The 24,746-nt window shown below is 71.2% G+C and carries 25 protein-coding genes; 13 read left to right on the forward strand and 12 right to left on the reverse strand.

All coding sequences use genetic code 11. The annotated features are described in order from the left end of the window. Positions 1-69 precede the first annotated feature (69 nt). The 4 genes from ACIRG5_RS01195 to ACIRG5_RS01210 are packed head-to-tail and all read left to right on the forward strand — an operon-like array spanning position 70 to position 4,710. The gene (locus ACIRG5_RS01195) at positions 70-1,515 is read left to right on the forward strand and encodes a flavin-containing monooxygenase (protein WP_402898315.1); all 1,446 of its coding nucleotides are present in this window, start codon (positions 70-72) and stop codon (positions 1,513-1,515) included. A 3-nt stretch (positions 1,516-1,518) separates the two neighbouring features. Then, positions 1,519-3,162 (forward strand): GMC oxidoreductase, encoded by a 1,644-nt coding sequence (locus tag ACIRG5_RS01200; RefSeq protein ID WP_402898318.1) that lies wholly within the window; start codon positions 1,519-1,521, stop codon positions 3,160-3,162. After that, positions 3,152-3,763 (forward strand): acetoacetate decarboxylase family protein, encoded by a 612-nt coding sequence (locus ACIRG5_RS01205; protein ID WP_402898321.1) that lies wholly within the window; start codon positions 3,152-3,154, stop codon positions 3,761-3,763. The genes ACIRG5_RS01200 and ACIRG5_RS01205 overlap by 11 nt, the downstream gene beginning before the upstream one ends. Before the next feature lie 50 nt (positions 3,764-3,813). Continuing rightward, positions 3,814-4,710: a dienelactone hydrolase family protein gene (locus ACIRG5_RS01210; protein ID WP_402898324.1), complete on the forward strand. Its 897-nt coding sequence runs from the start codon at positions 3,814-3,816 to the stop codon at positions 4,708-4,710. 224 nt (positions 4,711-4,934) lie between these two features. On the opposite strand, the gene ACIRG5_RS01215 is transcribed toward ACIRG5_RS01210, so the two are convergent. After that, the gene (locus ACIRG5_RS01215) at positions 4,935-7,397 is read right to left on the reverse strand and encodes an ABC transporter permease (protein ID WP_402900825.1); all 2,463 of its coding nucleotides are present in this window, start codon (positions 7,395-7,397) and stop codon (positions 4,935-4,937) included. Continuing rightward, positions 7,397-8,143 (reverse strand): ABC transporter ATP-binding protein, encoded by a 747-nt coding sequence (locus tag ACIRG5_RS01220; protein WP_402898327.1) that lies wholly within the window; start codon positions 8,141-8,143, stop codon positions 7,397-7,399. Before ACIRG5_RS01220 ends, ACIRG5_RS01215 begins: the two co-directional genes overlap by 1 nt. 144 nt (positions 8,144-8,287) lie before the next feature. Here ACIRG5_RS01220 and ACIRG5_RS01225 point away from each other — a divergent pair, with 144 nt between their 5' ends. Genes ACIRG5_RS01225 through ACIRG5_RS01250 form a run of 6 tightly spaced genes read left to right on the forward strand, consistent with a single transcriptional unit; the run spans position 8,288 to position 13,724 of the window. After that, on the forward strand, positions 8,288-8,839 hold the full coding sequence (locus tag ACIRG5_RS01225) for an RNA polymerase sigma factor (RefSeq protein WP_330278117.1): 552 nt from the start codon (positions 8,288-8,290) through the stop codon (positions 8,837-8,839). Then, on the forward strand, positions 8,836-9,630 hold the full coding sequence (locus ACIRG5_RS01230) for a zf-HC2 domain-containing protein (protein ID WP_402898330.1): 795 nt from the start codon (positions 8,836-8,838) through the stop codon (positions 9,628-9,630). The genes ACIRG5_RS01225 and ACIRG5_RS01230 overlap by 4 nt, the downstream gene beginning before the upstream one ends. A gap of 8 nt (positions 9,631-9,638) precedes the next feature. After that, entirely contained in the window at positions 9,639-10,406 is a 768-nt protein-coding gene (locus tag ACIRG5_RS01235) for an ABC transporter ATP-binding protein (protein ID WP_402898333.1), read from the forward strand. After that, entirely contained in the window at positions 10,403-11,761 is a 1,359-nt protein-coding gene (locus ACIRG5_RS01240; protein ID WP_402898336.1) for a hypothetical protein, read from the forward strand. The genes ACIRG5_RS01235 and ACIRG5_RS01240 overlap by 4 nt, the downstream gene beginning before the upstream one ends. Continuing rightward, positions 11,758-12,273, forward strand: a complete 516-nt coding sequence (locus ACIRG5_RS01245) for a hypothetical protein (protein WP_402898338.1) — start codon at positions 11,758-11,760, stop codon at positions 12,271-12,273. Before ACIRG5_RS01240 ends, ACIRG5_RS01245 begins: the two co-directional genes overlap by 4 nt. A 53-nt stretch (positions 12,274-12,326) precedes the next feature. Continuing rightward, positions 12,327-13,724: an alpha/beta hydrolase gene (locus ACIRG5_RS01250; RefSeq protein ID WP_402898341.1), complete on the forward strand. Its 1,398-nt coding sequence runs from the start codon at positions 12,327-12,329 to the stop codon at positions 13,722-13,724. 75 nt (positions 13,725-13,799) lie between these two features. Here the strand turns inward: ACIRG5_RS01250 and ACIRG5_RS01255 are convergent, their stop codons facing one another. From ACIRG5_RS01255 to ACIRG5_RS01270, 4 genes are all read right to left on the reverse strand, one after another. Beyond that, on the reverse strand, positions 13,800-14,633 hold the full coding sequence (locus tag ACIRG5_RS01255; RefSeq protein WP_402898343.1) for a TetR family transcriptional regulator C-terminal domain-containing protein: 834 nt from the start codon (positions 14,631-14,633) through the stop codon (positions 13,800-13,802). Next, positions 14,630-16,009, reverse strand: coding sequence for a flavin monoamine oxidase family protein (locus ACIRG5_RS01260; RefSeq protein ID WP_402898346.1), 1,380 nt, complete (start codon positions 16,007-16,009; stop codon positions 14,630-14,632). Before ACIRG5_RS01260 ends, ACIRG5_RS01255 begins: the two co-directional genes overlap by 4 nt. A 66-nt stretch (positions 16,010-16,075) precedes the next feature. Then, entirely contained in the window at positions 16,076-16,933 is an 858-nt protein-coding gene (locus ACIRG5_RS01265; RefSeq protein ID WP_402898349.1) for a hypothetical protein, read from the reverse strand. Positions 16,934-16,937: 4 nt separating this feature from the next. Beyond that, positions 16,938-17,330: a hypothetical protein gene (locus tag ACIRG5_RS01270; protein ID WP_319974894.1), complete on the reverse strand. Its 393-nt coding sequence runs from the start codon at positions 17,328-17,330 to the stop codon at positions 16,938-16,940. A 221-nt stretch (positions 17,331-17,551) separates the two neighbouring features. Between ACIRG5_RS01270 and ACIRG5_RS01275 the strand changes: the two genes are divergently transcribed. Further along, a complete protein-coding gene (locus ACIRG5_RS01275) occupies positions 17,552-17,998 on the forward strand; it encodes a hypothetical protein (RefSeq protein WP_402898351.1) in 447 nt (148 codons plus the stop codon). 2 nt (positions 17,999-18,000) lie between these two features. Here ACIRG5_RS01275 and ACIRG5_RS01280 read toward each other — a convergent pair whose 3' ends face one another. Beyond that, entirely contained in the window at positions 18,001-18,888 is an 888-nt protein-coding gene (locus tag ACIRG5_RS01280) for a DMT family transporter (protein WP_402898354.1), read from the reverse strand. A gap of 100 nt (positions 18,889-18,988) precedes the next feature. Here ACIRG5_RS01280 and ACIRG5_RS01285 point away from each other — a divergent pair, with 100 nt between their 5' ends. After that, positions 18,989-19,561 (forward strand): helix-turn-helix domain-containing protein, encoded by a 573-nt coding sequence (locus ACIRG5_RS01285; protein ID WP_330278114.1) that lies wholly within the window; start codon positions 18,989-18,991, stop codon positions 19,559-19,561. A gap of 21 nt (positions 19,562-19,582) precedes the next feature. Beyond that, positions 19,583-20,344 carry an NYN domain-containing protein gene (locus ACIRG5_RS01290; RefSeq protein ID WP_319974346.1) on the forward strand — a complete coding sequence of 254 codons (762 nt, stop codon included), beginning with the start codon at positions 19,583-19,585 and terminating at the stop codon, positions 20,342-20,344. A gap of 10 nt (positions 20,345-20,354) precedes the next feature. Here ACIRG5_RS01290 and ACIRG5_RS01295 read toward each other — a convergent pair whose 3' ends face one another. The 5 genes from ACIRG5_RS01295 to ACIRG5_RS01315 form a co-directional block, all read right to left on the reverse strand. After that, positions 20,355-21,377 carry an LLM class flavin-dependent oxidoreductase gene (locus ACIRG5_RS01295; RefSeq protein ID WP_402898357.1) on the reverse strand — a complete coding sequence of 341 codons (1,023 nt, stop codon included), beginning with the start codon at positions 21,375-21,377 and terminating at the stop codon, positions 20,355-20,357. A 48-nt stretch (positions 21,378-21,425) separates the two neighbouring features. Further along, positions 21,426-22,199, reverse strand: a complete 774-nt coding sequence (locus ACIRG5_RS01300; protein WP_402898360.1) for an HD domain-containing protein — start codon at positions 22,197-22,199, stop codon at positions 21,426-21,428. 54 nt (positions 22,200-22,253) lie between these two features. After that, the gene (locus ACIRG5_RS01305; RefSeq protein WP_402898363.1) at positions 22,254-23,411 is read right to left on the reverse strand and encodes a PrsW family intramembrane metalloprotease; all 1,158 of its coding nucleotides are present in this window, start codon (positions 23,409-23,411) and stop codon (positions 22,254-22,256) included. Then, positions 23,408-24,037 carry a hypothetical protein gene (locus tag ACIRG5_RS01310; RefSeq protein WP_402898366.1) on the reverse strand — a complete coding sequence of 210 codons (630 nt, stop codon included), beginning with the start codon at positions 24,035-24,037 and terminating at the stop codon, positions 23,408-23,410. The genes ACIRG5_RS01305 and ACIRG5_RS01310 overlap by 4 nt, the downstream gene beginning before the upstream one ends. Positions 24,038-24,122: 85 nt before the next feature. Then, positions 24,123-24,737, reverse strand: coding sequence for a cysteine hydrolase (locus ACIRG5_RS01315; RefSeq protein ID WP_402898369.1), 615 nt, complete (start codon positions 24,735-24,737; stop codon positions 24,123-24,125). Positions 24,738-24,746 lie beyond the last annotated feature (9 nt).

Consider the following 24,746-nt stretch of genomic DNA (forward strand, 5'->3'; position numbering starts at 1 on the left):
CCGCGATTGTCAACTTCGCGGCCGGTGTTGTCCTGGTGCGAACGGGTGGTTGTTCCTAGCTTCGGTGAGGTGACAGCGAACCCCGAGGTGGTCGTCATCGGTGCCGGATTCGGCGGGCTGGGTGTGGCGTTGTCCCTGCGCAGAGCCGGGTTCGAGCGGTTCACCGTGCTGGAGCGGGCGAACGAGGTCGGCGGGGTGTGGCGGGACAACACCTATCCGGGCGCGGCGTGCGACGTGCCGTCGTCGCTCTACTCGTACTCCTTCGCTCCCAGCACCTCGTGGCCGCGCCGGTACGCGGCACAGCCCGACATCCTGCGCTACCTGCGCGACACCGCGGCCGTGGTGCGCGACCGGATCAGGTTCGGCGCCGAGGTGGTGGCCGCGACGTTCGACGAGTCGCGACTCCGGTGGAGCGTCGCTCTGGCGGACGGCGGTGTCGTCGAGGCCGACGTGCTGGTCTGCGCGACCGGGCAGCTGACCACGCCGTCGATCCCGGCACTGCCCGGACTCGGCAGCTTCGCCGGAGAGGTGTTCCACAGCGCTCGCTGGCGGCACGACGTCGATCTGCGGGGCAGGCGGGTGGCCGTGGTCGGCACGGGAGCGAGCGCGGCGCAGTTCGTGCCGGAGATCGCGCCCCTCGCCGGGCATCTGACGGTCTTCCAGCGGTCCGCTCCGCACGTGCTGCCGAAACCCGACGCCCGGTTGTCCGGCCGATCGCACCCCACGAGGCTGCGGGCCGCACGAGCCGGTGTGTGGCTCGGGGGCGAACTGCTGACCGGTCTCCTCAACGCCGGACGGCTTTCGCGCCGGGCGGTCGCGGCCGTCGCGGCGGCCCACCGACGGGTCCAGGTCCGCGACCCCGCGCTGAGGGCGGCACTGCGGCCCGACACCGCGCCGGGGTGCAAGCGGGTGCTGTTCAGCAACGACTGGTACCCGGCCCTCACCCGGCGGAACGTCGGCGTGGTGGCCGAGCCGATCACCGAGGTCACCGAGCACGGGCTGCGCACCGCCGACGGCCGCGACCACCCCGCGGACGTGCTGATCTGGGGCACCGGGTTCGCGGTCTCCGGTTTCGGGACGCCGGCGCGGATCACCGGCAGGAACGGCAGGAGCCTCGCCGAGGCGTGGAACGGGCGCCCACGGGCCCACCTGGGCCTGACCGTGCCCGGTTTCCCCAGTCTCTTCCTGATCTACGGCCCGAACACCAACCTCGGGGGCAACTCGGTGATCACCATGATCGAGGCGCAGTGCCGGTACGTGGTGTCCGCGGTGCGTCACCTCGCGGAGACCGGCGCGGCGACGCTGGAGGTGCGGCACGACGTCGCGGCGGCGTTCGACGAGGAGATGACCGCCAGGCTGACGAAGAGCGTGTGGAGCACGTGCTCGTCGTGGTACCGGACCGCCGACGGAACGATCACGACCAACTGGCCCGGCGGGACCCTGGAGTACCTGCGCCGCACCGCACACCTGCGGACGTCGGACCACGAGCCCGCCCGCACGACCGCGGACGTGTGACCCGTGGACTACGACGTGCTCGTGATCGGGTCGGGGTTCGGCGGCGCGGTGACCGCGTTGCGGCTGACCGAGAAGGGCTACCGCGTCGGCGTGCTGGAGGCCGGGCGGCGCTTCGCGGACGACGAGTTCCCGGAGACGTCCTGGCAGGTGCGCGACTACCTGTTCGCCCCACGTCTCGGCTGCACCGGCATCCAGCGGATCACCCCGCTGCGCGACGTCGCCGTGCTCAGCGGAGCAGGCGTCGGCGGTGGTTCCCTGGTGTACGCCAACACCCTGTACCGGCCTCCGGCACCGTTCTTCCGGGACTCCCGATGGGGCCGCATCACCGACTGGGAGGACGAACTGGCCCCGCACTACGACCAGGCGGCCAGAATGCTCGGCGTGGTCGACAACCCGTGCCGGACCGCCGGCGACCGGCTCCTGCGCGACGTGGCGACCGACCTCGGTGTCGGAGCGACGTTCCGGTCCTCCCGCGTGGGAGTCCACTTCGGACCCAGTGGCACGGACCCCTACTTCGGCGGCGCCGGTCCGCGGCGGGGCACCTGCGTCGGATGTGGCGCGTGCATGACCGGGTGCCGGCACAACGCGAAGAACACGCTGCCGAAGAACTACCTCCACCTCGCCGAACGAGCCGGTGCACAGGTGTGGCCGTTGACCATGGCCGTTGACGTGCGGCCTCATCTGCACGGCTACCGGGTCGTGACCCGGCGCACCGGAGGACGGGCGACGCGCACGTTCACCAGCAGTCACGTCGTGTTCGCGGCGGCATCGCTGGGCACGCAGCGCCTGCTGCACCGCATCCGCGATCGCGGCGGGCTGCCGAACCTGTCGTCCCGGCTCGGTCTCCTGTGCCGCACCAACTCCGAGGCGGTCGTGGCCGTGCGGGTGCCCGGCGGGCGGGTGGACAACTCCCGCGGCCTCGCCATCACCTCGTCGATCCACCCGGACGCCGACACGCACGTCGAGGTCGTCCGGTACGGCAGGGGCAGCAACCTGATGGGACTGCTCATGACGACGCTCGTCGACGGCGGTCCGGCGAGGGTGCGCCGCGGCCTCGCCCAGTTGCTGCGAGAACGCGGCTCGGTGCTGCGGATGCACACTCCCCGCGCGTGGTCGGAGGAGACGATCGCGTTGCTGGTGATGCAGAGCCTCGACAACTCGCTCACCACCGTGACCCGGCGCGGGCGGATGACCACCAGGCAGGGCGAGGGCACGCCGAACCCCGCCTGGATCCCGGCCGGGCACGACGTGGCGCGGCGGCTCGCGGCCAAGGCGGGCGGCGCCGCCAGAGGAGCGTGGACCGACCTCGTGAACGTGCCGCTGACCGGCCACCTCATCGGCGGCTGCGTGATCGGCGACTCCCCCGAGACCGGCGTGATCGACCCGTACCAGCGGGTGTACGGCTGTCCCGGCCTGCACGTCGTGGACGGGTCGGCGATTCCCGCCAACCTCGGCGTCAACCCGGCACTGACCATCACCGCGCTGGCGGAGCGGGCGATGTCGTTGTGGCCCAACAAGGGCGAGCCCGATCCACGTCCGGAGCCCGGTTCCTCGTACCGGCGCGTTGCCGCCGTGGCGCCGCGGAGCCCGGCCGTTCCTCACACGGCGCCCGGTGCGCTGCGCCTGGAGGTGTCCGATGTCGAGTGAGTGGCCTGCGCAACCGTGGGATCTGCACGGGCGGGGCTGGCTCACCGTGTGGACGGCACCACGTTCGGCGATCTCCCTGCCATCGCCGGACGTGGTGCCGCTGACCCTGTTCGGCCGGGTGGTCGTGGTGTCGGCGTTCGTCGACTACCAGCCACCCGGCGTGCTGGCCTACCACGAGCTGATGGCCGCGGTCCTGGTGCGCCGCAAGGCCCGTCCCGGACTGTCCATTCTGGACATCTGGGTGGACGACACCACGTCCCAGCGTGGGGCGCGGGCGATGTGGGCGATCCCGAAGCTGCTGGCGGACTTCGACTTCTCCACCGAACCGCTCGCCGCGACAGCGCGCGGTGACGAGCCCATCGCCGCCGCGGACGAGACCCGCAGGTCGTCACGAACGTTTCCCGTCCGGCTGACCACGTCGGTCTGGCAGTCCGCTGAAGGCCAGGCGAAACGCACCGAACTGCGCACCTCCGCCCGCGCCGGCCTGACCCGGCTGCGCTGGCGCATCGCGCCGGGCAGCGGACTCGGCTGGCTCACGGCAGCCAAGCCGCGGCTGCACCTGTTCGTCACCGACCTGCACATGCGATTCGGCTCCCCCTGACGACGCGGCACCACAAGTGCCGCGCGGACCGATCACACGAGGAGAAGCTCATGCGAGTTCTCGCGATCACGCTCGCCCTGATGGCCTCGACCCTGGCCACCCCGGCAGCCTTAGCCGCGCCACCGGACTACGGCCTGCCAGGCTCGTACCCGGTGGCGTACAGCGATGTCACGGCCGTCGCGGGCGGCAGGTCAGTCCCGGCGCGCGTGCACTACCCGGCGACGGCCGCGGGCGTGAACCAGCCGGTCGCCACCGGCAGGTTCCCCGCGATCGCGTTCGGGCACGGCTTCTTCCAGGCCACGTCGAAGTACACCAGCACGAACACGCACCTGGCCTCGTGGGGCTTCGTCGTCGTGGTGCCCACCACCCAGGGCGGCCTGAGCCCCAGTCACAGCGCCTTCGCCGACGACCTCAACACCGGACTCACCTGGCTCGTCGCGCAGGACGGCACCGCGGGTTCGCGCTTCCAGAACCACGTCACCACAACAGCATTAGGTGCTTCAGGACATTCCATGGGCGGAGGCGCCGCCGTCCTCGCGGCCGCGCGCAACCCGAAGATCACGGCGATCTCGACCTACGCGGCGGCGGAGACGAACCCCTCAGCCAAGGCAGCGGCGGCCACCCTGAAGGCACCCGCGCAGTTCCTCGCCGGCTCGCAGGACACCATCACCCCGGTCGGTGAGCACCAGCAGCCGATGTTCGCGGCGAAGGCACCGTCGAAGCAGCTCCGCACCGTCACCGGCGGGTTCCACTGCGGCTTCATGGACTCGTCCGGACTGTTCTGCGACAACGGTTCCGTCACCAGGGCGGCTCAGCTCGCCGCCGCCAAGCGGGTGCTCACCTCGTGGTTCCGCTATCACCTGGCTGGCGACGCGGCCGCGCGCGACTTCGTCTGGGGCCAGCCTGCCCGCACCGACGCGGCGGTGACCTTCGAGGGAACGGAATAACCGGGAAGGAGGCCCCCAGGCCGGACCTGGGGGCCTCCTCCGGCCAGCCCGGCGAACGACAGCGCGACCGCCGGGTCCTGCGGGACTCCCCTGTACGAGCCGGTGCTCGTCACGCCCGCCGGCCGACGGCGACGAGCAGGATGCGGCCCTGCGAGGTCTGCACGAGCTTCGGCCGCGGACCCACGTGGTCGGACAGCAGACAATTCCGACAAGTCGTGACGGCCTCAACGATCGGACATGCCCGCGACGATCGAGGCCGAGGCCGCCCGCCGGGCCGGAAGCACCGCCGCGAGCACCCCGGCGACCGCGACCGCCACGAACAGCGCCGCCAACTGCCCGTACGGAACGGACACCGTCATCTGCAGATCGTCGTCACGTGACACCGCCACGACGAGCAACGCCGCCGACGCCGTCCCGGCCACCGCGCCCAGCACGGCACCCGACAACGCGATCAGGATCGACTCGACGACGAGCATCCCGCGCAGCTGCGCACGCGTGAAACCCAAGGCGCGCAACAGGGACGATTCCCTGGTGCGTTCGAACACGGACAGGGTCATGGTGCTGGCGATGCCGAGCAACGCGGTCAGCACGGCCAGGCCGATCATCGCCCACACGAACGCGAGCAGCCGGTCGATCTGGGCGGTGAACTCGGCGCGGGTGTCGGCGAAGCTGGTGATCTTCGCGGTCGGCACGGACTCGACGGCCGCGTCCAGCACCGTCCTGCCGTCCGCGCCGGGAGCCATCTTCACCGAGATCGTCTGCACGCCCTGTCCCGGCCACGTCGCCAGGTCGGCGTAGGCGTCCAGGCCGGGTCCGGACTTCGTGAGCGCGACGACGCGCAGGTCTTTCGAGACCGTGCCGACGGTCGAGGTGATCACCGTGCCCACGTCGACGCCGAGCGAGCGCGCGATCTCCTCGGTCAGCGCGATGCCGTCGCCGCGCACCGCGGACAGGTCCCCGCGCACGACCTCCGGGCGGATCAGGGTGCCCAGCGAGGACGGCGTCACCGCGGCCAGTCCGATCGTGCGCTTCCTGTCCCCCACCGCGACGACGAGGTTCTCCGTCCGTTCCGCGCCGGCCGCCTCGACCCCGGGACGTGCGGTGATGCGGTCCAGCAGCGACGCGGGCAGCGGCCGGTCGTGCACGGCGCTGCTGACCTCGTAGTCGGCGGGGAACTGCTGGGCGAACGTGCTGTCCCTGGTGTCCTTCACGGAAGTCGCCATCACCGTCAGCATGGACACCACCGCGACGCCGACCAGCAGCGCCGACATGGTGGCGGCGGTGCGGCGGGGGTTGCGCCCGGCGTTGCCCGCGGCCAGTGCGGCGGGGACGCCGAACAGCGCCCGGGGCACCGCGCCCAGCCCGCGGATCAGGGGGCCGACCAGCAGCGGACCGGCCGTCACCACGGCGCCGAGCAGGAACAGGCCCGCGCCGACCGCGAACGCCATGGCGAGCTTCGGACCCGACGACTGGGTCAGCGCCAGCACGGTGAACAGCGCGGCGATCGACCCGAGAACCCCGGTGACCACGACGCGCGCCCGTCCGGTGCGCGACACCTCCTCGCGGCTGTCCACCTGCGTGCGCAGCACCTCCATCGGCGCGACCCGCGTCGCCCTGCGCGCCGGCAGGAACGCCGCCACCAGCGTGACGCCGAGACCGACGGCGAACGCGGCGGCCACCGCCGGGCCGCTCACCGGCAGCCGCACGGGCGACGAGCCCAGCATCGACTGCAGTGCGGCCGCCAGGCCCACGCCCGCGGCCAGGCCGAGCACGGACGCGACCATCCCGATGACCGCCGCCTCGAGCAGCACCGAGCGGAAGACCTGCCCGCGCCCCGCGCCGATGCTGCGCAGCAGGCCCAGCTCACGGGTGCGCTGGGCGATCAGGATCGTGAAGGTGTTCATCACGACCATCGCCGCCACCACCAGCGCGACCACCGCGAACAGGCTCATCGCCAGTGCGATGTCGTCCCCGCCCTGAGCGGCGAGCAGCATCTCCGTGTACGTCGCACCGGTGCTCACGTAGAAGTCTTGCCCTAGCGCCGTTTGCAGGCGTTCGGCCAGCACCGACTGGTCCACTCCGGACGAACGCACGACCACGTGCGCGCCGTAAGGAGGCTCGGCCGGGTCGACGAACCGCGCGATGCCGGGCATCAGCAGCTCTGCCGTGCCGGGGCGTTCCGCCGTGCCCGTGTCGTAGACGCCGCTCACCGTGAACCGCTCCGGCGCCGAGTCCCGGCCGAGCAGCACGACTTCCGCGCCCACACTCAGGTTCCGGTCTCGGGCGGTCTGCTCGCTCACGGCGATCTGCCCGGCGGCCGGGAACGCGCCCTGCACCACCTCCTGCGCGCGCAACGACGGATCGGCCGCCAGTTCCACCAGGTCGGCCTCCTCGGCCCGGCCCCGCGCGCCCACGATCGGCACCGCGACGGTCTGCCTCAGCGCGATGGCGGCGACCCCGTCGACGCGCGCGATCGCCGCGATGTCCAGGACGGCGTCGCGTTCCGGCTCGACCACCGCGTCGACACCGCGCGCGGACCGCGCGAACTCGTCCCGCAGGGTGGCCTGCAGGGCGTCGGCCAGCACCATCGTGCCGGACACGAACGCCACGCCGACCACGATGGCGATCGACGACAGCACCAGGCGCAGGAACCGCGCCCGGATTCCGGCCAGCGTGGTTCGCAGCATCACGCCCCCAGCTTCGACAGCGCGGCCAGGACGTCCTCGGTCGTCGGCCAGTAGATCTCGCCCGCCACCCTGCCGTCGGCGAGCAGCACCACGCGGTCGGCGTACGACGCGGCGATGGGATCGTGGGTCACCATCACCACGGTCTGCCCCAGCTCGCTCACCGAGGCGCGCAGGAACGCCAGCACGTCCGCGCCGGTGTGGGAGTCGAGGTTGCCGGTCGGTTCGTCGGCGAACACCACGTCCGGCCTGCCCACCAACGCCCGTGCGCACGCCACGCGCTGCTGCTGGCCGCCGGACAGCTCACTCGGCTTGTGCCGCAACCGGTCCCGCAGGCCGAGCATGTCGATGACGCGCGCGAACCACTCGCGGTCGGCGGTGCGTCCGGCCAGCCGCAACGCGAGCAGGACGTTGTCCTCGGCCGTGAGCGTCGGCAGCAGGTTGAACGACTGGAACACGAACCCGATCCGGTCCCGCCGCAGCCGGGTGAGCGCCTTGTCGCCCAGCGACGTCAGCTCGGTCGAGCCGATGTGGACCGTCCCGGAGTCGGCGGTGTCCAGGCCCGCCAGGCAGTGCAGCAGCGTCGACTTCCCCGACCCGGACGGGCCCATGATCGCGGTGAACTCGCCGGCGCGGAACTCCGTGCTCACGCCGTCCAGCGCGCGCACCGCGGCCGGGCCCCTGCCGTACACCTTCACCAGTTCGTGGGACGAAACCGCCCCGCGAACCTCCACTTGGGACACTGCCATCGCACAGGCTCCACTTCTCCGGGATACGAGCGGCCAGACGGCGACGCCGCCGGGCGCGGTTCTCCGGAAGCGGATTTGTGACGCACGCCACAGCAATGTGAGAACCTCGCGCGCGATACCGACGTCTTGCGGAGTGTGAGAGCGATCCGGGAAAAGCCCGCCGAACTCGACGAGGAGCAGCTCGTGCGCCGTGTCGCACGAGGTGACCGCGCTGCGTTCGAGGAGCTCTACCGCCGCAGCGCGCCGTGGCTCACGGTGCGCCTGCGTAGGCGGTGCTCCGACGAGCAGATCGTCGCCGAGGTGCTTCAGGAGACCTACCTCGCCGTGTGGCGGGCGGCCGGCGCCTTCGCCGGCAGCGCGACCGACGGCACCGCGGTCGGCTGGCTGTGGACCATCGCCGCCCGCAGGCTGATCGACGCGTTCCGCAGACGGGCGCACCACGCCCAGCCGCCGAACGCCGCCGCGACCGAGCCCGCCGCCCGTGCCGCCGAGGACGAGGTGCTCGAAGGCGTGGTCGGCGACGAGGTGGGCGACGCGTTGCGCAGACTGGCCCCGGAACTGCGGCAGGTGTTGCAGGCGATGGTGCTCGACGGACTGTCCGTCCGGGAGACGTCGGTGCTGCTCGGGGTGCCGGAAGGCACCGTCAAGACCCGCGCCAGGCGGGCGAGGATCGCGATGCGGGAGGCCCTGTCATGACCGCGCACCACCCAGGAGAGCAGCTGCTGCTCCGATACGCGCGGGGCGACGAGGACATCCCCGCCGACGAGCTGTGGGCCGTCGAGTCCCACCTGGAGACCTGTGCGGCGTGCCGCGGCCGCCTCGCACCCGAACCGGTGGCGGACGCGGTGTGGCTGGAACTCGCGCCGTTGCTCGACCACACCCCGCAGATGGCCCCCGCACGGCCGTGGCGCCGCCGCCTCGCCGCGTGGGTGTCGCCCGCCGCCGGACCGTGGCTCGCGATGATCCTCGTCGTCACCTTCGTCGCCGTGCTGCTCGACCGGCTCACCTCTCTCTCACCCGACCGCGTCTCGTTGGTGCTGCTCGTCGCCCCGGTGCTGCCGGTGCTGGGCGTCGCCGCGTCCTGGAGCAGGGCGATGGATCCGGCGTACGAGCTCGCCGCCGCCACGCCCCGCGCCGGACTGCCGCTGGTGTTGCGCCGCACCGCCGCCGTGCTCGCCGTGGTGGTGCCGGGCCTGTTGGCGGCCGGATGGTCCAGCGGCGCCTCGCTCGCGCAGTGGCTGCTGCCGTGCCTGGCGTTCACCGCGGGCACCCTCGCACTCGGCGGGCTGGTCGGCGTGACCCGCGCGGCGATCACGCTCATCGCGCTGTGGGCCGTCGCGATCGTCGCCCCGACCGTGGTGCTGAGCCGCACGTCCGTCGCGTTCGCGCCCGCGGCCGTCCCGGTGTGGGCCGCGGCGCTCGCGCTCGGCCTGCTCGTGATCGCCCTGCGCAGGACCGACTTCACCCGCCTGCGGGCCAACCGATGAGGAACGACATGACCACCCCCACCACGTACGCCTGGGAGATCGCCGCCCACGACCTCGCGGTCAGGGTCGGGCGCAGGCGCATGGCCGTCGACGGCGTCACCCTCACGATGGGCCGCGGCGTGCACGGACTGCTCGGCCCCAACGGCGCGGGCAAGACGACGCTGATCCGCGCCCTCGCCACCGTGCTGGGCCCCACCTCCGGCACGCTCACCCTGCTCGGTGGCCTCGACCTGCGCGAACTGCGCCGCCGCATCGGCTACCTGCCCCAGGAGTTCGGCTACTACCGGCGGTTCACCGTGCGGGAGTTCATCGAGTACATGGCCTGGCTCAAGGAGATGCCCACCCGCGACATCCCCGCCGCCGTGCAGCGCGCCGTCGAACGCGTGGGTCTCGCCGACCGCGCCGACGACCGCCTGAAGACGTTGTCCGGCGGCATGCTGCGGCGTGCGGGCATCGCCCAGGCCATCGTCAACGACCCCGAGATCCTGCTGCTCGACGAACCGACCGCCGGGCTCGACCCCGCGCAGCGCATGCGGTTCCGCGAACTGCTCGTCGAACTCGGCACCGACGCCTGCGTGGTCGTGTCCACCCACCTCGTCGAGGACGTCGCCACCGCGTGCACCGACGTCGTACTGCTCGCCGACGGCAAACTCGTCTTCCAGGGCACGCCGGCCCAGCTAGCCGCAGCCGGAACCGACGACCACGCAGGCGACAGCTCCATCGAACGCGGCTACACGGCACTCCTCGCCGCCCCGAAGCGGCAGGGATCGTGGTGAAGGCGCTGCGCGTCGAACTGCGGCGCTCACTCGCGCCGTGGGCGGGCCTGGTCCTCGTCGGCGCCGCGGTGGCGTTGCTCTACTCGCTGAGCGCACCGTGGTGGAAAGGCCCGGAGGCGTGGGACGAGCAGTGGCACTCGGCCGCCCAGTGGGTGCGCTTCCTGCTGGTGTTCCTGTGGCCGATGGCCGTCGGAGCGGGCGCGATCGCGGGCCTGCGCGACCACCGCGCCGGCACCGACGACCTCTTCGCCACCACCGCGCGCCCCGCCTGGCAGCGCGCCGCCGCCACCGCGGGCGCGCTCGCGTGCTGCCTCGTCGCCGCGTACCTGCTGGTGTTCGCGCTCGGCGCCACCCTCGTCGTAGCGCACGGCGGCTACTTCCACCTCGCCTGGCTCCCCATCACCGCGGTCGGTGCACTCGCCGTCGTCGCGGGCGGTTGGCTCGGCATGGGCGTCGCGCGCGTCTTCCCGTCGGTGCTCACAGCACCACTGCTCGCGTTGAGCTCACTGATCGCGCTCGTGTTCCTGACCATCTCCCAGGACCCGGTCGCCGAGCCGGAAGTCTTGGTGCCGAACCAGATCACGCTGCTCTCCCCCGCGCTCGTCGCGACGCGCAACGTCTACGACACGGTCGCCACGGCCGCGAACACCGGCCAGGCGATCTGGCTCACCGGCCTCGCGCTCACCGGCTTCGGCCTGTACGCCGCCGTCACGACGCGCCTGCGACTGCTCGCGTTGGTGCCCGTGGTCGTCTCCGCCGCCATCGCGCTTCCGCTCCTGCCGGCCAGGACGTTCGTGCTCAACGAGGCCGCCTCCGCCGCCGTGTGCCGGGGAGACGTGTGCCTGAGCCGGATGCGCGAGTCCACACTGGACGCGTTCGCGCCGGTGGGCGAGGAAGCGTTGCGCCTGCTGGCAAAACTGCCCGGCGCACCGACTTCCGTTCGTGAAGTCCCTTACCCCGAACAACGACAGGGTGGCATTCTCCGCACCGCCGACGTCGTGCCGGTGCACTTCAACGGTGACGCGTTCAGGCTCGCCAAGCCGGGCGACTGGCTCGCCGTGCTCGTGGCGGGTGGCGGCACGCCCACCTGCTTCGGCGAGTTGGACGACAACGACAAGGCGATCCGCGAGGCCGCCGCGCGCACGGCCGTCGCCGCCTGGTTCACCGGCGAGTTCAAGCCGTTGCCCGACCACCGTTTCATCCGCGATGGCGCGGCCGAGCCCGCCGCCCGCGCCTGGGCGGCGTTGCGCGCGCTGCCCGCCGACGAGCAGGTGGCGCGGGTGAACGCGACCCGCGAGGTCGGACTGTCCTGCCAGGGTGATCAACTCGCGGTGCTCACGGGCGGCGCTCCGTGAGAGCACTGCTGTTGTACGCACGATCCCGGCAGATCCCGGCATCCTCTGCGGTAGCGGCACTCTGCTGCCTGCTGGTGCACCTGGTCGCTCCGGTCGCGGACGCCCGGTGGTCGGCGCTGGCGATCACCACCGCCGTCTCCGCCTTCGCCATCGGGCTCACCGGACAGGACGCCGACCTCGACGCCACGTCCGCCTGGCCGTGGCCGGCGTACGGGATGGCGCACGTCGTCGCCATCATCGCCGTCACGACCGCACTCGTCAGCTCCATCTCGCCGTGGTCGTTCGTGTTGCGTGGATCTGTCGGCCTGGTCGGACTTGCCGCGCTCGGTGCCGCGTTGTTCGGCGGGTATCTGGCGTGGACGCTGCCGTTCGCATGGTTCACCGTCACGTTCTTCGCCGACAGCTGGCTGCTCGCCCCGACCGGTTCCGTCGTGGCGGCGTTGTCAGCAGTGGCGTTCGGCGTGACCGGCACGACCGTCTACGCTTTGATTCGGTCACCACTGAAGCAATAGTGACTTATGCCACACAGAGAACCTCGAATCAGGCCCTGATCGTCTTGCGGGACATGAAGATTCTCGCGATGGCGCTCACCATGGCGCTGCTCCCGATCGCCCCGGCGTCCGCGACTGCCGCGTTGCGGTTCCAGCCGTGCGCGGACGTTCCCGAGGCCGACTGCGCCACGCTCACCGTGCCCGTCGACCGCGACCACCCCGACGGCCCTCAGGTCGCGCTGGCCGTCGCGCGGCGCAAGGCGACCGACCCGGCCCGCCGCATCGGGGTGCTGATGGTCAACCCCGGCGGCCCCGGCGGTTCCGCCGCCCAGTACGCCAAGGACGCGCCGAAGGTCTTCAGCGAAGAGGTGCTCGCCCGGTTCGACGTCGTCGGCTACGACCCGCGCGGCGTCGGCGACAGCAACCCGATCTACTGCGACACCTCCGCCGTGGGTCTCCCCTACCCCACCGGCCGCCCGGACACCCCGGAACGCTTCGCCCAGCTCACCGCCTACAACCACCGGCTCGCCGAGGACTGCCGCACGCGCACAGGCCCCGTGTTCGACCGCGTAGACGCACAAAGCGCCGTGCGTGACATGGACGACCTGCGCAAGTCGTTGGGAGAAAAGCAGATCACCTACTACGGCATGTCCTACGGCACGCTGTACGGCCAAAAGTACGCCGAACGGTACGGCAAACACGTGCGCGCCATGGTGATCGACAGCGTCGTCGACGCCAGCCTCCCCCTGGACGGTCTCCTGACCGCGGGTGCCCGCGCGGGCGAGGACATCTTCGCCGAGTTCGTCCGCTGGTGCGGCACCACACCGACATGTGCGGTGCACGGCAAGGACATCCCCGCGCTCTACGCCGGCCTGCGAGCCCGAGCCACCCGCGGCGAACTGCACGTCCCCGGCGCCCCGGACCAGGCCCTGACCCCGACCGAACTGGCCAACCGCACCGTCCGCTTCGGCTACGGCCCGGACTTCCCCCGCATGGGCGAGTACTTCAGCACCCTCGCCGCCCAGCCCGAGGCGAGCTTCGGCACCTCGACCCGACGAGCCCAGGCCGTGCTGTGCCAGGACTTCACCGGCCACCCGGCCAGCGCCACCGACGTGACCACAATGGACTCCCACGTCCGCGCCGCCGCCCCGAACGTCCAGGCCTCGCCGATCTGGGACCAGGCACTCACGTGGTGCGCCGGCTGGCAGGGACCGACCCTCAACCCCGCACGCCCCTGGCACCCGGTCACCACATCGCAGGTCCTGATGCTGAACTCGCTGCACGACCCCGCGACCGGCTACGAGAGCGCGGTCAGCGTGCACCGGCAGGCCCGCGGCAAGGCGACGCTCGTGACCTACGAGGGCACCGGACACGGCGTCTACGCCCGCACCCCGTGCACCCGCGCGGTCACCGACGCCTACCTGCTCGACCGCACCGTGCCGCGCGACGGACTGCGCTGCCCGTCGATCTGACGCGGCGGGCAAGCCGGTCGTGCGGTCGAGAACGTGGTCGTGTCCGCCACCGAGCAGGCGGGCGTACGTCAAGTATCAGCCGGTGAGGACGAGGTCCGGTTCGAACGCTCGCAGCAGCAGGTCGCGCATGCGATCGGACCGCATCTCGGTCGACGACGCGAGGATCTGGACCGCCAGCCCGTCGGCCATCGCGATGAAACGATCGGCGAGGGACTCGACGTCGGCGCCACCGCACAGGCCTTCCGCGCGGCACTCCCCCAGCAGGTCCACGACGATGCGGCGCCAGTCCGAGTAGACCAGGCGCTGGACCGGGCGCAGCCGCGGTTCGAGCATCGCCTGACTCCAGAACTGGACCCACACCGACCACTCGTCCACGTCGTCGGTGGCGACCGGGAGCTGGACCTCGACCAGGCGGCGGAGCTTGTCACGCGCCGACGTGGCCTGACCGAACTCCCGTTCCACGCGAACGCGGAAGCTCCGTGCGTAGTGCTCCATCGCGGCGTGCAGGACCGCTTCCTTGGTCGGGAAGTGGTAGTGCACGGTCGCGGTGCTCGTGCCGCAGTGGCGTGCGATGTCGGACACGCGCACGTTGTGATAGCCGCGCCGGGCGATCAGCACGGTGGCGGCGGCGAGGATCTGGTCGCGGCGTTCCTGCGCCGTCACGGCGTCCGCGCGGTCACGTACGGACTGGGGCACAACGGGTTCTGGGCCGGCGCCTCGCGTCAGGTAGGCGACCGTCACGGAGCAGGCCTGAGCGATGGCCGCGATCTCCTCGTCGCGCAGCCGCCTCGTGCCGCGCAGGGCCTTGGACAACGCCGTCGGGTCCATGCCGATGCGCACGGCCAGTTCGCGCTGCGACAGCGCCACCGCCCGCAGCGCCGTCCGCACGCGCGAGGACAAGCCGGTCATCTGGCGATCTTCAACGCGGTCATCACCTCATCGGCGGCCCGCTCGCCGGAGGTGATCGCGCCATCGATGTAGCCGTTCCAGACCGACGCGGTCTCGGTGCCCGCCCAGTGCACGTTGCCGGTCGGCGCACGCCAGCCGTGCTCGCCGTATTCGCTCCAGCCACCGGGATACACGAAGCACGCGTAGCCGCCGATGGTCCAGCCGTCCTCGGACCAGGCCATCTCGGTGTAGTCGATCGGCATGCGCGCACGGGTTCCGGCGACCTCGGCCAGCGTCGTGAGAACGTCGGCACGCCGGACCGAATCAGGCGCGGCGGCCCAGCGGTCGACGCGGTCGCCGTAGATGAACGCGACGAGCACGCCGCGAGAGGCGTCCTCAGGCGAGTTGTCGAACACGACGCCCACCGGGTTGCGGTTGTAGAGGGTGGCGATGCCGGAGCGATCCTTCTTGCGCCAGAACGGTTCCTCGTAGACCGCGTGGATCTTCGCGACCCGTCCCATCGGCGTGTGACCGGTCCAGCCGCGACGCGCCTGCGGCAGCACGGGCTCGAACGTGATCCGCCCCAACGCCGCCGGGGGCACGGTGACGATCGCCCGCCGTGCGCGGACCATTCCCTTGCCGGTCACCGCTTCGACGCCGTCGGAGACGTGCCGGATCTCCCGCACCGGCTCGTCCAGCCGCACAACACCGGGCATCGACGCGGCCAGCGCCCGCGCGAGCGCGTCCGCGCCGTCGGCGAAACGGGACTCCTGCGCGCTTCCGGTGATCTCCATCAACTGCCCGCACCCGCCTGCCGAGGCCACGTAGAACAGCACGTGGAAGAACGAGATCTCCCTCGGCTCGCAGCACCACACGCCCTGCACGGCGAGCGCCAGCCTGCGCAACGCGTCCTCGTCGCTGGTCTGCGAACCGAAGAACTCCTCGGCGGAGAAAGCGTCGAACTCGGCGAACCGCGGCGTGAGCCACGGCCGTTCCAGGTCGACGGTCAACGCGAGGTCGTCGAGCGACTTGATCACGCGGTGGTAGTCGTCGATGCCGGGACCGGACCTCGGCACGGCGCCGGAGTAGTCGGTGCGGGTGTCGTCGTGCCACACCTCGACGTGCTGGCCGGTCTCCCACGTCGGGAAGGTCGCGCAGCCGAACTTCGCCGCGAGCTCGTGAAAACGCTTCTGCGCCGGGCCGATCCACTGTCCGCCGTGGTCCACGCGCACCCCGGACGACAGCTCCTCGCTGAACACCCGGCCGCCCACCCGATCAGCGGCCTCCAGCACGACGACGGCGAGTCCGGCGGCCGTGAGGCGGGACGCGGCGGCCAGCCCCGCGTAGCCGGCACCGACGATCACGACGTCGGTAGAACGCTGATCCAGTCCAGTCACGCCGCACACGATTGGGCAACGCTGACCCGCCAGTCAAGCTCCGGACGAGAATTGCGATCCGGCCACCTACCGAGGCGGGAGGATCCGGTGGATCACGGGCAGCACGAGCGATCTCGGCGGATCCCACACGTGCCGATCCTCGAACGGCCACGCGTAGGTCAGGGCGCCGTCGCGAACGCAGTCGAGCAACCCCGGTGCCTCGAGTTCGCGCGCCGACCACTCGTAGAGCCGCTGCATTCTCGGCACGATCATGCCGAAGTCGACGAGACGGGCGAACCCGTGTTCCTGGGCGAGGTAGTACCGGACGTCGTCGCGCAGCGGGTACTGGTCCGGGAGCACGCGGGAGAGCTGCAGGAAGATCCCCGTCATGCCCAGCCGGGGGTCGCCGAGCAACGGCGCGAGCGCGCGCATCCAGCCCAGTGACATCCGGGGCGCGGCCACCAGGGCGTGCGTGTAGAGCACCCGGCACAGGATGACGTTCATGAAGAACCGCTCGGGCTCGCTCTCGGCCTCCGCGAGCGAGCGGTGCTCCAGGTAGGCGGCGACCACGCTCCCGTTGTGCGCGCGGTACCAGGCCTCCGCGGTGGGGTTCAACGCGAACGCCAGCCACTGGGCGGCCGAGTGCGACGACGGCGGGCCACCCAGCCCGCCGCTCAGACCGACCGCCTCACACCCGTCGCGGAGGATGCGCTCGTTCACCTCGCGCCACCATGGGCTGCCCGGCCGCGCGTGGAACGCGGGTTGCAGCACGCCGCGCCCCAGCTGCCAGCGCATGAACGACCGCGCCGCCCGCCGGAACGGCAGGTGCTGGGGTGCCTGGCCGAACGGGCCGTAGTAGCAGCGCTCCATCAACACCAGCCGGCCGGCGGGGTCGTCGCGGACCATCGCCACCCGCTGGTCGGCCCAGGCCGCGGCCTCCGCCATCACGCTAGAACTGGTCGCCGCTCGTCAGCTGGTGCTCCATCGCGTCCGCACGGCCGACCAGCAGCGCGAGCGGGCGTTCGAACTCCTCGCGGACGCTCAGGTCCTCCAGCGGCACCACGTGCTTGAGCAAGGCGAGACCGTCCACCACGGCCGCTCCGCCGACCTGCGGCTCGCCCGCCAGTTCGAGGAACCGGCGCAGATCGACGTCGGCGGCACGACCGACCGGCGAGGAGATCTCCACCCACGCCGTGCCGTCGAGGTCCGGCAGGTGGTGCACGGAGACCTGCTGCGTCCGCTCGCCGTCCGTGGCGAGCCGGAACCGCAGCCAGGCGTCGGTCTCCTCCAGCACCTCGTACCGCAGCCGAACATAGTTGATCACTTCGACCCAGGACGTCACGCCCGGTTCCGCCTCTCTCACGGCTTTTCCCATCACCACCGTAATGCGGGCACAGGGCGTTCGTGTTGCTTTGGACGATCGTGTCGGAGCGGTGTCACAACCGAGACGTACGGCATCGAACCCGTTCCGACCTGCGGATTGCAGAAAACCCGCAAGCCATCCGTCAAGGCCCCCACCGCACCATTCCCCGGTACCGCAGGAACCTGAAGGGGGAACACCGGATGAGGATCTTGACCAGACTCGGCGTGGCGCTGGCGGCCGTCACCGCGCTCGTGGCGACGACGGGCGGCGTGGCCTCGGCCGCGACGGCCGGGTATTACGTGGCCGCGAAGCACAGCTCCGGCCGGGTCGCCGCGAGCTCGGGCGGCGACCTGACCTGGTCGTCGTCACTGCGCACGGTGACGATCAGCAACGCCTACTTCTCGGTCATCGCCGGCGAGTGGGGCGACGTGTCCTGGCAGGGCTACCAGGGCAACACGGAGGTCGACTCCGGCACCTGGAAGGAGCTGGACCAGCGCGGGCTCGGCGGCCGGACGGTCAACTACAAGCCGTTCACGCTGACGGCGGACGTTCCGGGCGGAATCACCAACGTCCGCATCACCGTGCGGGACATCGACCACCAGGTCGTCGCCAAGGTCCACTGCTACTACTACATGACCAGCTGCTGACCTCAGCCGAACTGGACGAGCAGCGAACCGGCGACGAGCAGTGAGAGCCCGGCGACGCGAGCGGGCGTGAACGGCCTGCGCGGCATCCGGAACAGTCCGCGGTGGTCGATCAACGCCGAGGCGAGCTGCTGTCCGGTGACCGTGAGCACCACGGTGGTCGCGGCGCCGATCTCCGGGATGAGCAGGAACGTCGCGGTGACGTAGGCAGCCGCACACCCGCCGCCGAGCCAGCCCCACCACGGCATGTCCTTGAGGGGTGCCAGGTTCGGCGGCGGCGTGCGGTTGAACAGCAGCACCACCGCGATCGCGAGCGTCGCCACGACGAAACTGATCAACGCGACGGCGATCGGCGCGTGCAGGTCGGCGCGCAACCGGGCGTTGATCGCCCCCTGCACCGGAAGCACGGCGCCCGCGACGATGCCGAGGCCGATCCAGCCCACGTGCCTGGTCTTCGGCCGGGCGATCACGGTGATCCCCGCGAGCACCGCCACGGCACCGACCACGATGCCCGCGGACAACGGCTTCTGGTGCAGGCCGAGCAGTCCGAACAGGTCCAGCACCACTGACGCGAACATCTGACCGGTCACGAAGAGCCCGACGGCGGCGAGCGCGCCCAGCCGAGGGAACAACAGGATGCCGCTGGTGATGTAGAGCGGGCTGGCCAGTCCGCCCAGCAGGTGCCACGGCTCGACGTCCGGCACGAGCGCCACCGCACCGATCGTGCCGGTCGCCACCGCGAGCACGGCGAGCACCGCCGCGGCGAGACCCAGTTGCAGCGTCGACGCCCCGTACGGCGTGCCGACCGCCTTGGTGAGCTGCAGGTTCGCTGACGCCTGCACGGCGAGCAGACATCCGACGAGCAGCGCTGACCCCAGTAACGCGAAGTACACGACAACAACCCCCAATAAGTGGACACGGTGTCCGCTAATCCAGGGTAAGCACGAAGTGGACGCCCTGTCCACTTGTTCGGTGATCGCGTACGATCCGTTCATGGTCATCGGGCAGCCACCGGCCAGGGAACGCGCCGACGCGGCGCGCAACCGGGCGCGCGTGCTGGCCGCCGCCGAGGAGTTGTTCGCGACCAAGGACGCCCGCCAGGTCACGATGGACGAGATCGCGCGTGCCGCCGGCGTCGGTCGCGCCACGCTGTACCGCCGCTACCCCGACCCGGCGTCCGTCGCCGCAGCGCTGCTGGACGAGCACGAACGCGTGCTGCAGGAACAACTGATGGGCGGTCCCCCGCCGCTGGGTCCCGGCGCGCCACCGGCCGAGCGGCTCGCGGCGTTCTACACGGCCATGACGGGCCTGCTCGAACGACACCTGCACCTGGCGCTCGGAGCGGAGACCGGCGACGCCCGGTTCCGCACCGGCGCCTATGGTTTCTGGCGGCTGCACGTGCTGGCGCTGCTGACCGAGGCCGCCGCGCCGGACCCGAACGGCCTGGTCGAGGTGCTGCTCGCGCCGCTGGCCCCCGAGCTCTACCAGGAACAACGACGGCGCGGCCTGTCCCCGCACCAGATCACGGCCTCGCTGACGTGGCTGAGCCGGCTGCTGAACACCTGAGAACGAAGGCGGACCAAAAGCGTGGCCACTGCCAATGAGAGCGCCGTGAAACTCGCGGTGCTCATCGACGCGGACAACGCCCAGCCCTCGATCACCGAGGCGCTGCTGGCCGAGATCGCCAAGTACGGGACCGCGCACGTCAAACGCGCGTACGGCGACTGGACCGGCACCAGCCTCAAGGGCTGGAAGGACCACCTGCTGGCCCAGTCGATCCAGCCCATCCAGCAGTTCGCGTACACGACGGGCAAGAACGCCACCGACGCGGCGATGGTCATCGACGCGATGGACCTGCTCTACTCCGACCGCTTCGACGGCTTCTGCATCGTCTCCAGCGACTCGGACTTCACCCGTCTCGCCGCCCGCCTGCGCGAGTCCGGCCTCACCGTCTACGGCTTCGGCGAACGCAAGACGCCCAAGCCGTTCGTCGCGGCCTGCGACAAGTTCGTCTACGTCGAGAACCTCGCCTACCCCGAGGCCGCGACCCCGGCCGAGACCCCGCTGCTGCCGAAGTCGACGACGTCGGCCGCCCAGCTCAAGGGCGACACGACGCTGGTCAAGCTGCTGCGCAACGCCGTCGAGGCGGCGTCGGACGACGACGGCTGGGCGACGCTCTCCGCCGTCGGCAGCATCATCACCAAGCAGCGCCCCGAGTTCGACTCCCGCACGTACGGCTACTCGAAGCTCAGCGACCTGATCACCGCGACCACGTTGTTCGAGGTTGACCGCCGCGGGCCGCGCGAGGGCAAGCAGTCGGCGGTCTACGTGCGCGACCGCCGACGGTGACGTCCTTCGGTCAACGCCAGCCGAGTGCCGGTGCCACGTGCGTGAGGATGTTGTCCAGCACGTGCACGTTGAACTCGACGCCGAGCTGGTTGGGCACGGTCAGCAGGAGCGTGTCGGCCTCGGCGATCGCCTCGTCCTCCGCGAGCTGCTCGACCAGCACGTCCGGCTCGGCCGCGTAGGACCGGCCGAAGATCGCCTTGGTCGGCCCGTCGATGAAGCCGATGGAGTCGGTGCTCCTGCCGTCGGCGCCGAAGTACGCGCGGTCGAGGTCCGTGGTGAGCGCGAAGATGCTGCGCGACACCGAGACCCGCGGCTCGTGCTCCCAACCGGCCTCGGTCCAGGCCTTGCGGAACGCCCTGATCTGGTCGGCCTGCTGGACGTGGAACGGCGCGCCGCCCTCGTCGAACTTCAGCGTCGAGCTCATCAGGTTCATGCCCTGCTTCGCCGCCCACACGGCGGTGCCGTTGGAACCGGCGCCCCACCAGATCCGGTCGCGCAGGCCCGGCGCGTGCGGTTCGACGCGCAGCAGTCCGGGAGGGTTCGGGAACATCGGGCGGGGAGCGGGTTCCGCGAAGCCTCCGCCCTCCAGCACCTTCAGGAACAGCTCGGTGTGCATGCGGGCCATGTCGGCGTCGGTCTGGCCCTCTGCGGGCTGGTAGCCGAAGTGCCGCCACCCGTCGACGACCTGCTCGGGCGATCCCCGGGAGATGCCGAGCTGGAGCCTTCCGCCGGCGATGAGGTCGGCGGCGCCGGCGTCCTCGACCATGTACATCGGGTTCTCGTAGCGCATGTCGATCACGCCGGTGCCGATCTCGATGCGGTCGGTCTTCGCGCCGATCGCGGCGAGCAGCGGGAACGGCGAGGCGAGCTGCCGCGCGAAGTGGTGCACCCGGAAGTAGGCGCCGTCCGCGCCGAGTTCCTCGGCGGCCACCGCGAGGTCGATCGACTGCAGCAACGTGTCCGCCGCCGACCTCGTCTGCGAGTGCGGGCTGTCCGTCCAGTGCCCGAACGACAGAAAACCGATCTTCTTCATACCGTCCAAGATAGTTCAACTTTCAAGTAAATGCCCATGACGCGTGCGTCACGCCCGGCGGAGCAGCCGATGCGTGCGCCGGACCGCCGCCAGACGCTCGTCACCGTTGATCGCGAGCGCGCGGACCACCGGGGCGTCGGGGCCCCTGCGCTGCCGGATCTCGGCCAGCCTGCCGTGCACCGTCGTCGGGTACCCGTCCGGGCCGGTGCTCATGTCGCAGTACCAGAGCGCGTCGCGGAGCCGCCCGCGGTTGTCCGGGAACTCCCCGAGGCCGTCGGCGAGCCCGACCAGCCCGGCGACCGCCGCCGCGCCCGAGTGGTGCGCGACCAGGCCGCAGATCCGTTCCGAGACGCCCGCCCGCCGCAGGTAGCGCGCCCCGTCGAGCGAGTGCAGGCCCGTGTCGGTCAGCTCGGCCGCGTAGCCGATGTCGTGCACCCACGCCGCTGCCACGAGCAGCTCGCGTTCCTCTTCCGGCAGCACCCGTGCGACGTGTTCCGCACGACGCGCCACACCTGCCGTGTGCGCCCAACGGCGTGGCAGCTCCGCGGCGAGCAGGCGGCGGGCCGTGTTCCGCGCCCAGCTCGACAGGAACGTCCCTGGCGTCTCCTGCGCCGGGAACGCCCGTGCGAAGGCTCGCACCTCACGGGCCACGAACAACGGCACGTAGTCCTGCAACCGCGCGCCGCCGAACCGCGCCCGCGCCCGTTCGATCCACTCGTGCACGATGCTCGGCGGCACGTCGTGGAACTCGCGGACCAACCGGGACTCCAGACGCCGGATCCGGTCGTCTACCTGGCTCACAACCTCCGCCGTGATCGTCACGCCGTCCACGGTAAGCCTTCCCACCGGATGGCGAGAGGGTCCCTTCGAAGGGTTCTACCGGACGCCGCGCAGGCGCAGCAGCTCGGCACGGGCGTGGGCGACCTCGTTCGTCTCGCTCCCCTGCGCGCGGGCGAGTTCGCGGGCGAGATCTGCCGTCGCGTCCAGCAGGTGCCGCGTCCGGCTCCGGCTGTGCACCAGCTTCCGGAACGCCCTGCGGTCCTTGCGGAGACCGCTGACCGCCGCGAGCAGCGCGGGATCGATGACGCCGGCGTCCGACTCCGGCTGCAGCAGCATGCGGATCCAGATCCGCTCCTGCGTGGCCGCGTGCCGCAGGACGTAGAACAGGGTGACGAGCTCGACCGCCGCGATCACGAACGGCAGCGTGACGGCGAGAGCGCCGATGCCACCGCTCAAGCCCGCCATGTCGTCCCACGCGAAGTGGAACACCACGGCGGTCAGCATCGTCAGGACGCCGCGCGGCACGTTGCGCTCGCCCGGCGTGCGGCCGAGGACCCACATCAGACCGGCGCAGAAGATGGCGCTGAACAACGCGTGCGACACGATGCCGGCGGCGCCGCGAATCAGGAAGATCTGCAGCGACGAGCCGATCTGGTCGGTGCCGAAGGTCTGTGCCGCGCCGTTGTAGACGTAGAGCACGTCCTCGAAGACCTGGAAGCCCAGGCCGATGAACGCGCCGATGATGAAGCCGTCGTAGGCGCCGCGCACCAGTCGCGGGGCGAGGCCGATCAGCAGCACCAGGCCCAGGGCCTTGCCGAACTCCTCGTTGATCGGCGCGGTGAGACCGGCGGCCCAGTCCGAGGCGAACGCGGTGCCGCCCAGTTTCGCCCAGATCTCCAGCAGCGCGGTGTTCGCCGGCAGCGCGATCCAGAACGTCGCCGCGAGGCCACCCCAGGCGAACGCCGCCGCGAGCAGCGTGCCGGGCTGTGCGGTGTAGCGGTTCTGGTGGCGCAGGAGCAGCAGCCAAGGCACCAGATACAGGCCGAACAGCAGCACGCCACCAGTCAGCGCCGGGCTGTAGAAGTGCACGCCGGGACCGAAGTAGCGCAGCATCGCCAGCGCGCCGCCGCCCACGCCCACCAGGTAGATCCAGAACGCCAGGTTGCGCGGCTGCACGAGCCGGAACGGCTGCCCCCAGCCCGACTGCTCGATCGCGGCGAGCTGCGCGGTCTTCGCTTCGGATGTCGTCGTCATCGGACCGCTCCCGGGGTGATGCTGCGCAGGAACGTGCCCACCGTGTCCTGCCGGCGCTCGAACTGCCCTGGCGCCGTGCGGACCCTGACCAGCAACGCGGGTGCCGCCTCGGCCTCACCGGATGCGGTGGTCATCTTGAACGCGACGTCGAGCGCGTCCCCGTTCGGCGAGGTGCCGGCCAGCGAGACGCCGACCAGCCCGGCCGCCGTCGTCACCGTGCCGCGCGACCCGTCGACACCCGGCGTGTCCCCCTCCGAGCGCAGGACCTGGTCGAGGAAGGCGTCGGCGGTGCCGGTGAACGACGTGCCCCGCAGCGTGATCGTCGCGCCACCCGTCGCCAGCTGGACCTGAAGCGCGGCCGGGGACACCGAGCCGGCACCGGCCAGCGTGCCGCTCTCCAGCTGCCAGCCCACCGGCGGCACCGCGGTCGCGCCGTCACCGAGATCCAGCACGTCACCGGCGCGGATCTCGTTGTGCCACGGGATGGCCGTGTTGAGGGCGGGCAGTCCGCAGAGGAGCAGCAACGCGATCACCAGAACGCTCAGGGCGGGCGCGAACGTCCGCCGGTCCAGTCCGAGGAACCGGTGTTCGACCGGCACCCACCCTCGCGGTGCTGCGTCCGTCATCCGAAGCCCCTCTCACGCCCGTGCCCGGCACCACTCGACCACAAAAGGCCGCGCCAGGCAGGGCGTGATCCACTCCGGCCGCCGATCAGGTCAGAGCCGCGATCACCTGATCGGAGCTGACCGGCAGCGAGAACATCGGGTAGTCGTACGTGATCGCGTTGTCGTGCTCGGCGACCGACGTGGCCGCGACGCAGTCGGTGAGGGTGATGACGCGATAGCCGTTCTCGTAGCCGGTGCGCATGGTCGACTCGACACAGCAGTTGGTGAGGAACCCGCCGAGCACGATCGTCGTGATGCCCTTGCTGCGCAGGATGAAGTCGAGGTTGGTGCTGGCGAACGTGTCCAGCCCGCGCTTGCCCTCCACGACGATGTCACCGGGCTGCGGCGCGAGCTGGTCGGTGATCGCGGCGCCCCAGCTGTCCTTGACGAACGCGTTGCCGTCCACGACGCCCTTGAGGATGCCGTACGGGTGCGCGGAGATCTCGTGGTAGCCCTGCGCGAACGTGATGGGCGCGTGCATGATCGTCGCGCCGGCGGCGCGGGCCGCCGAGACGACCGCGATGGTCCTGTCGAGCATTCCGGTCTTGTCCATCACCTCGGACACCGCGCCGTGCAGCACGCCGCCCTCGCTGGTGAAGTCGTTCTGGTACTCGATCAGGACCACCGCGGTCGTCTTGGGGTCCAGCGTCAGTTCGCTCATGGACCCCAT

Source organism: Lentzea sp. NPDC102401 (genome assembly GCF_044765805.1).
Lineage (GTDB): Bacteria > Actinomycetota > Actinomycetes > Mycobacteriales > Pseudonocardiaceae > Lentzea > Lentzea sokolovensis.

Bases quoted from the DNA above. Each gene is read 5' to 3' on its own strand.
- ACIRG5_RS01205 (WP_402898321.1), top strand. From the start codon at position 3,152: ATGTCGAGTGAGTGGCCTGCGCAACCGTGGGATCTGCACGGGCGGGGC.
- ACIRG5_RS01210 (WP_402898324.1), top strand. From the start codon at position 3,814: ATGCGAGTTCTCGCGATCACGCTCGCCCTGATGGCCTCGACCCTGGCC.
- ACIRG5_RS01215 (WP_402900825.1), bottom strand. From the start codon at position 7,397: ATGCTGCGAACCACGCTGGCCGGAATCCGGGCGCGGTTCCTGCGCCTG.
- ACIRG5_RS01220 (WP_402898327.1), bottom strand. From the start codon at position 8,143: ATGGCAGTGTCCCAAGTGGAGGTTCGCGGGGCGGTTTCGTCCCACGAA.
- ACIRG5_RS01230 (WP_402898330.1), top strand. From the start codon at position 8,836: ATGACCGCGCACCACCCAGGAGAGCAGCTGCTGCTCCGATACGCGCGG.
- ACIRG5_RS01235 (WP_402898333.1), top strand. From the start codon at position 9,639: ATGACCACCCCCACCACGTACGCCTGGGAGATCGCCGCCCACGACCTC.
- ACIRG5_RS01250 (WP_402898341.1), top strand. From the start codon at position 12,327: ATGAAGATTCTCGCGATGGCGCTCACCATGGCGCTGCTCCCGATCGCC.
- ACIRG5_RS01255 (WP_402898343.1), bottom strand. From the start codon at position 14,633: ATGACCGGCTTGTCCTCGCGCGTGCGGACGGCGCTGCGGGCGGTGGCG.
- ACIRG5_RS01265 (WP_402898349.1), bottom strand. From the start codon at position 16,933: ATGGCGGAGGCCGCGGCCTGGGCCGACCAGCGGGTGGCGATGGTCCGC.
- ACIRG5_RS01275 (WP_402898351.1), top strand. From the start codon at position 17,552: ATGAGGATCTTGACCAGACTCGGCGTGGCGCTGGCGGCCGTCACCGCG.
- ACIRG5_RS01285 (WP_330278114.1), top strand. From the start codon at position 18,989: ATGGTCATCGGGCAGCCACCGGCCAGGGAACGCGCCGACGCGGCGCGC.
- ACIRG5_RS01295 (WP_402898357.1), bottom strand. From the start codon at position 21,377: ATGAAGAAGATCGGTTTTCTGTCGTTCGGGCACTGGACGGACAGCCCG.
- ACIRG5_RS01305 (WP_402898363.1), bottom strand. From the start codon at position 23,411: ATGACGACGACATCCGAAGCGAAGACCGCGCAGCTCGCCGCGATCGAG.
- ACIRG5_RS01310 (WP_402898366.1), bottom strand. From the start codon at position 24,037: ATGACGGACGCAGCACCGCGAGGGTGGGTGCCGGTCGAACACCGGTTC.
- ACIRG5_RS01315 (WP_402898369.1), bottom strand. From the start codon at position 24,737: ATGAGCGAACTGACGCTGGACCCCAAGACGACCGCGGTGGTCCTGATC.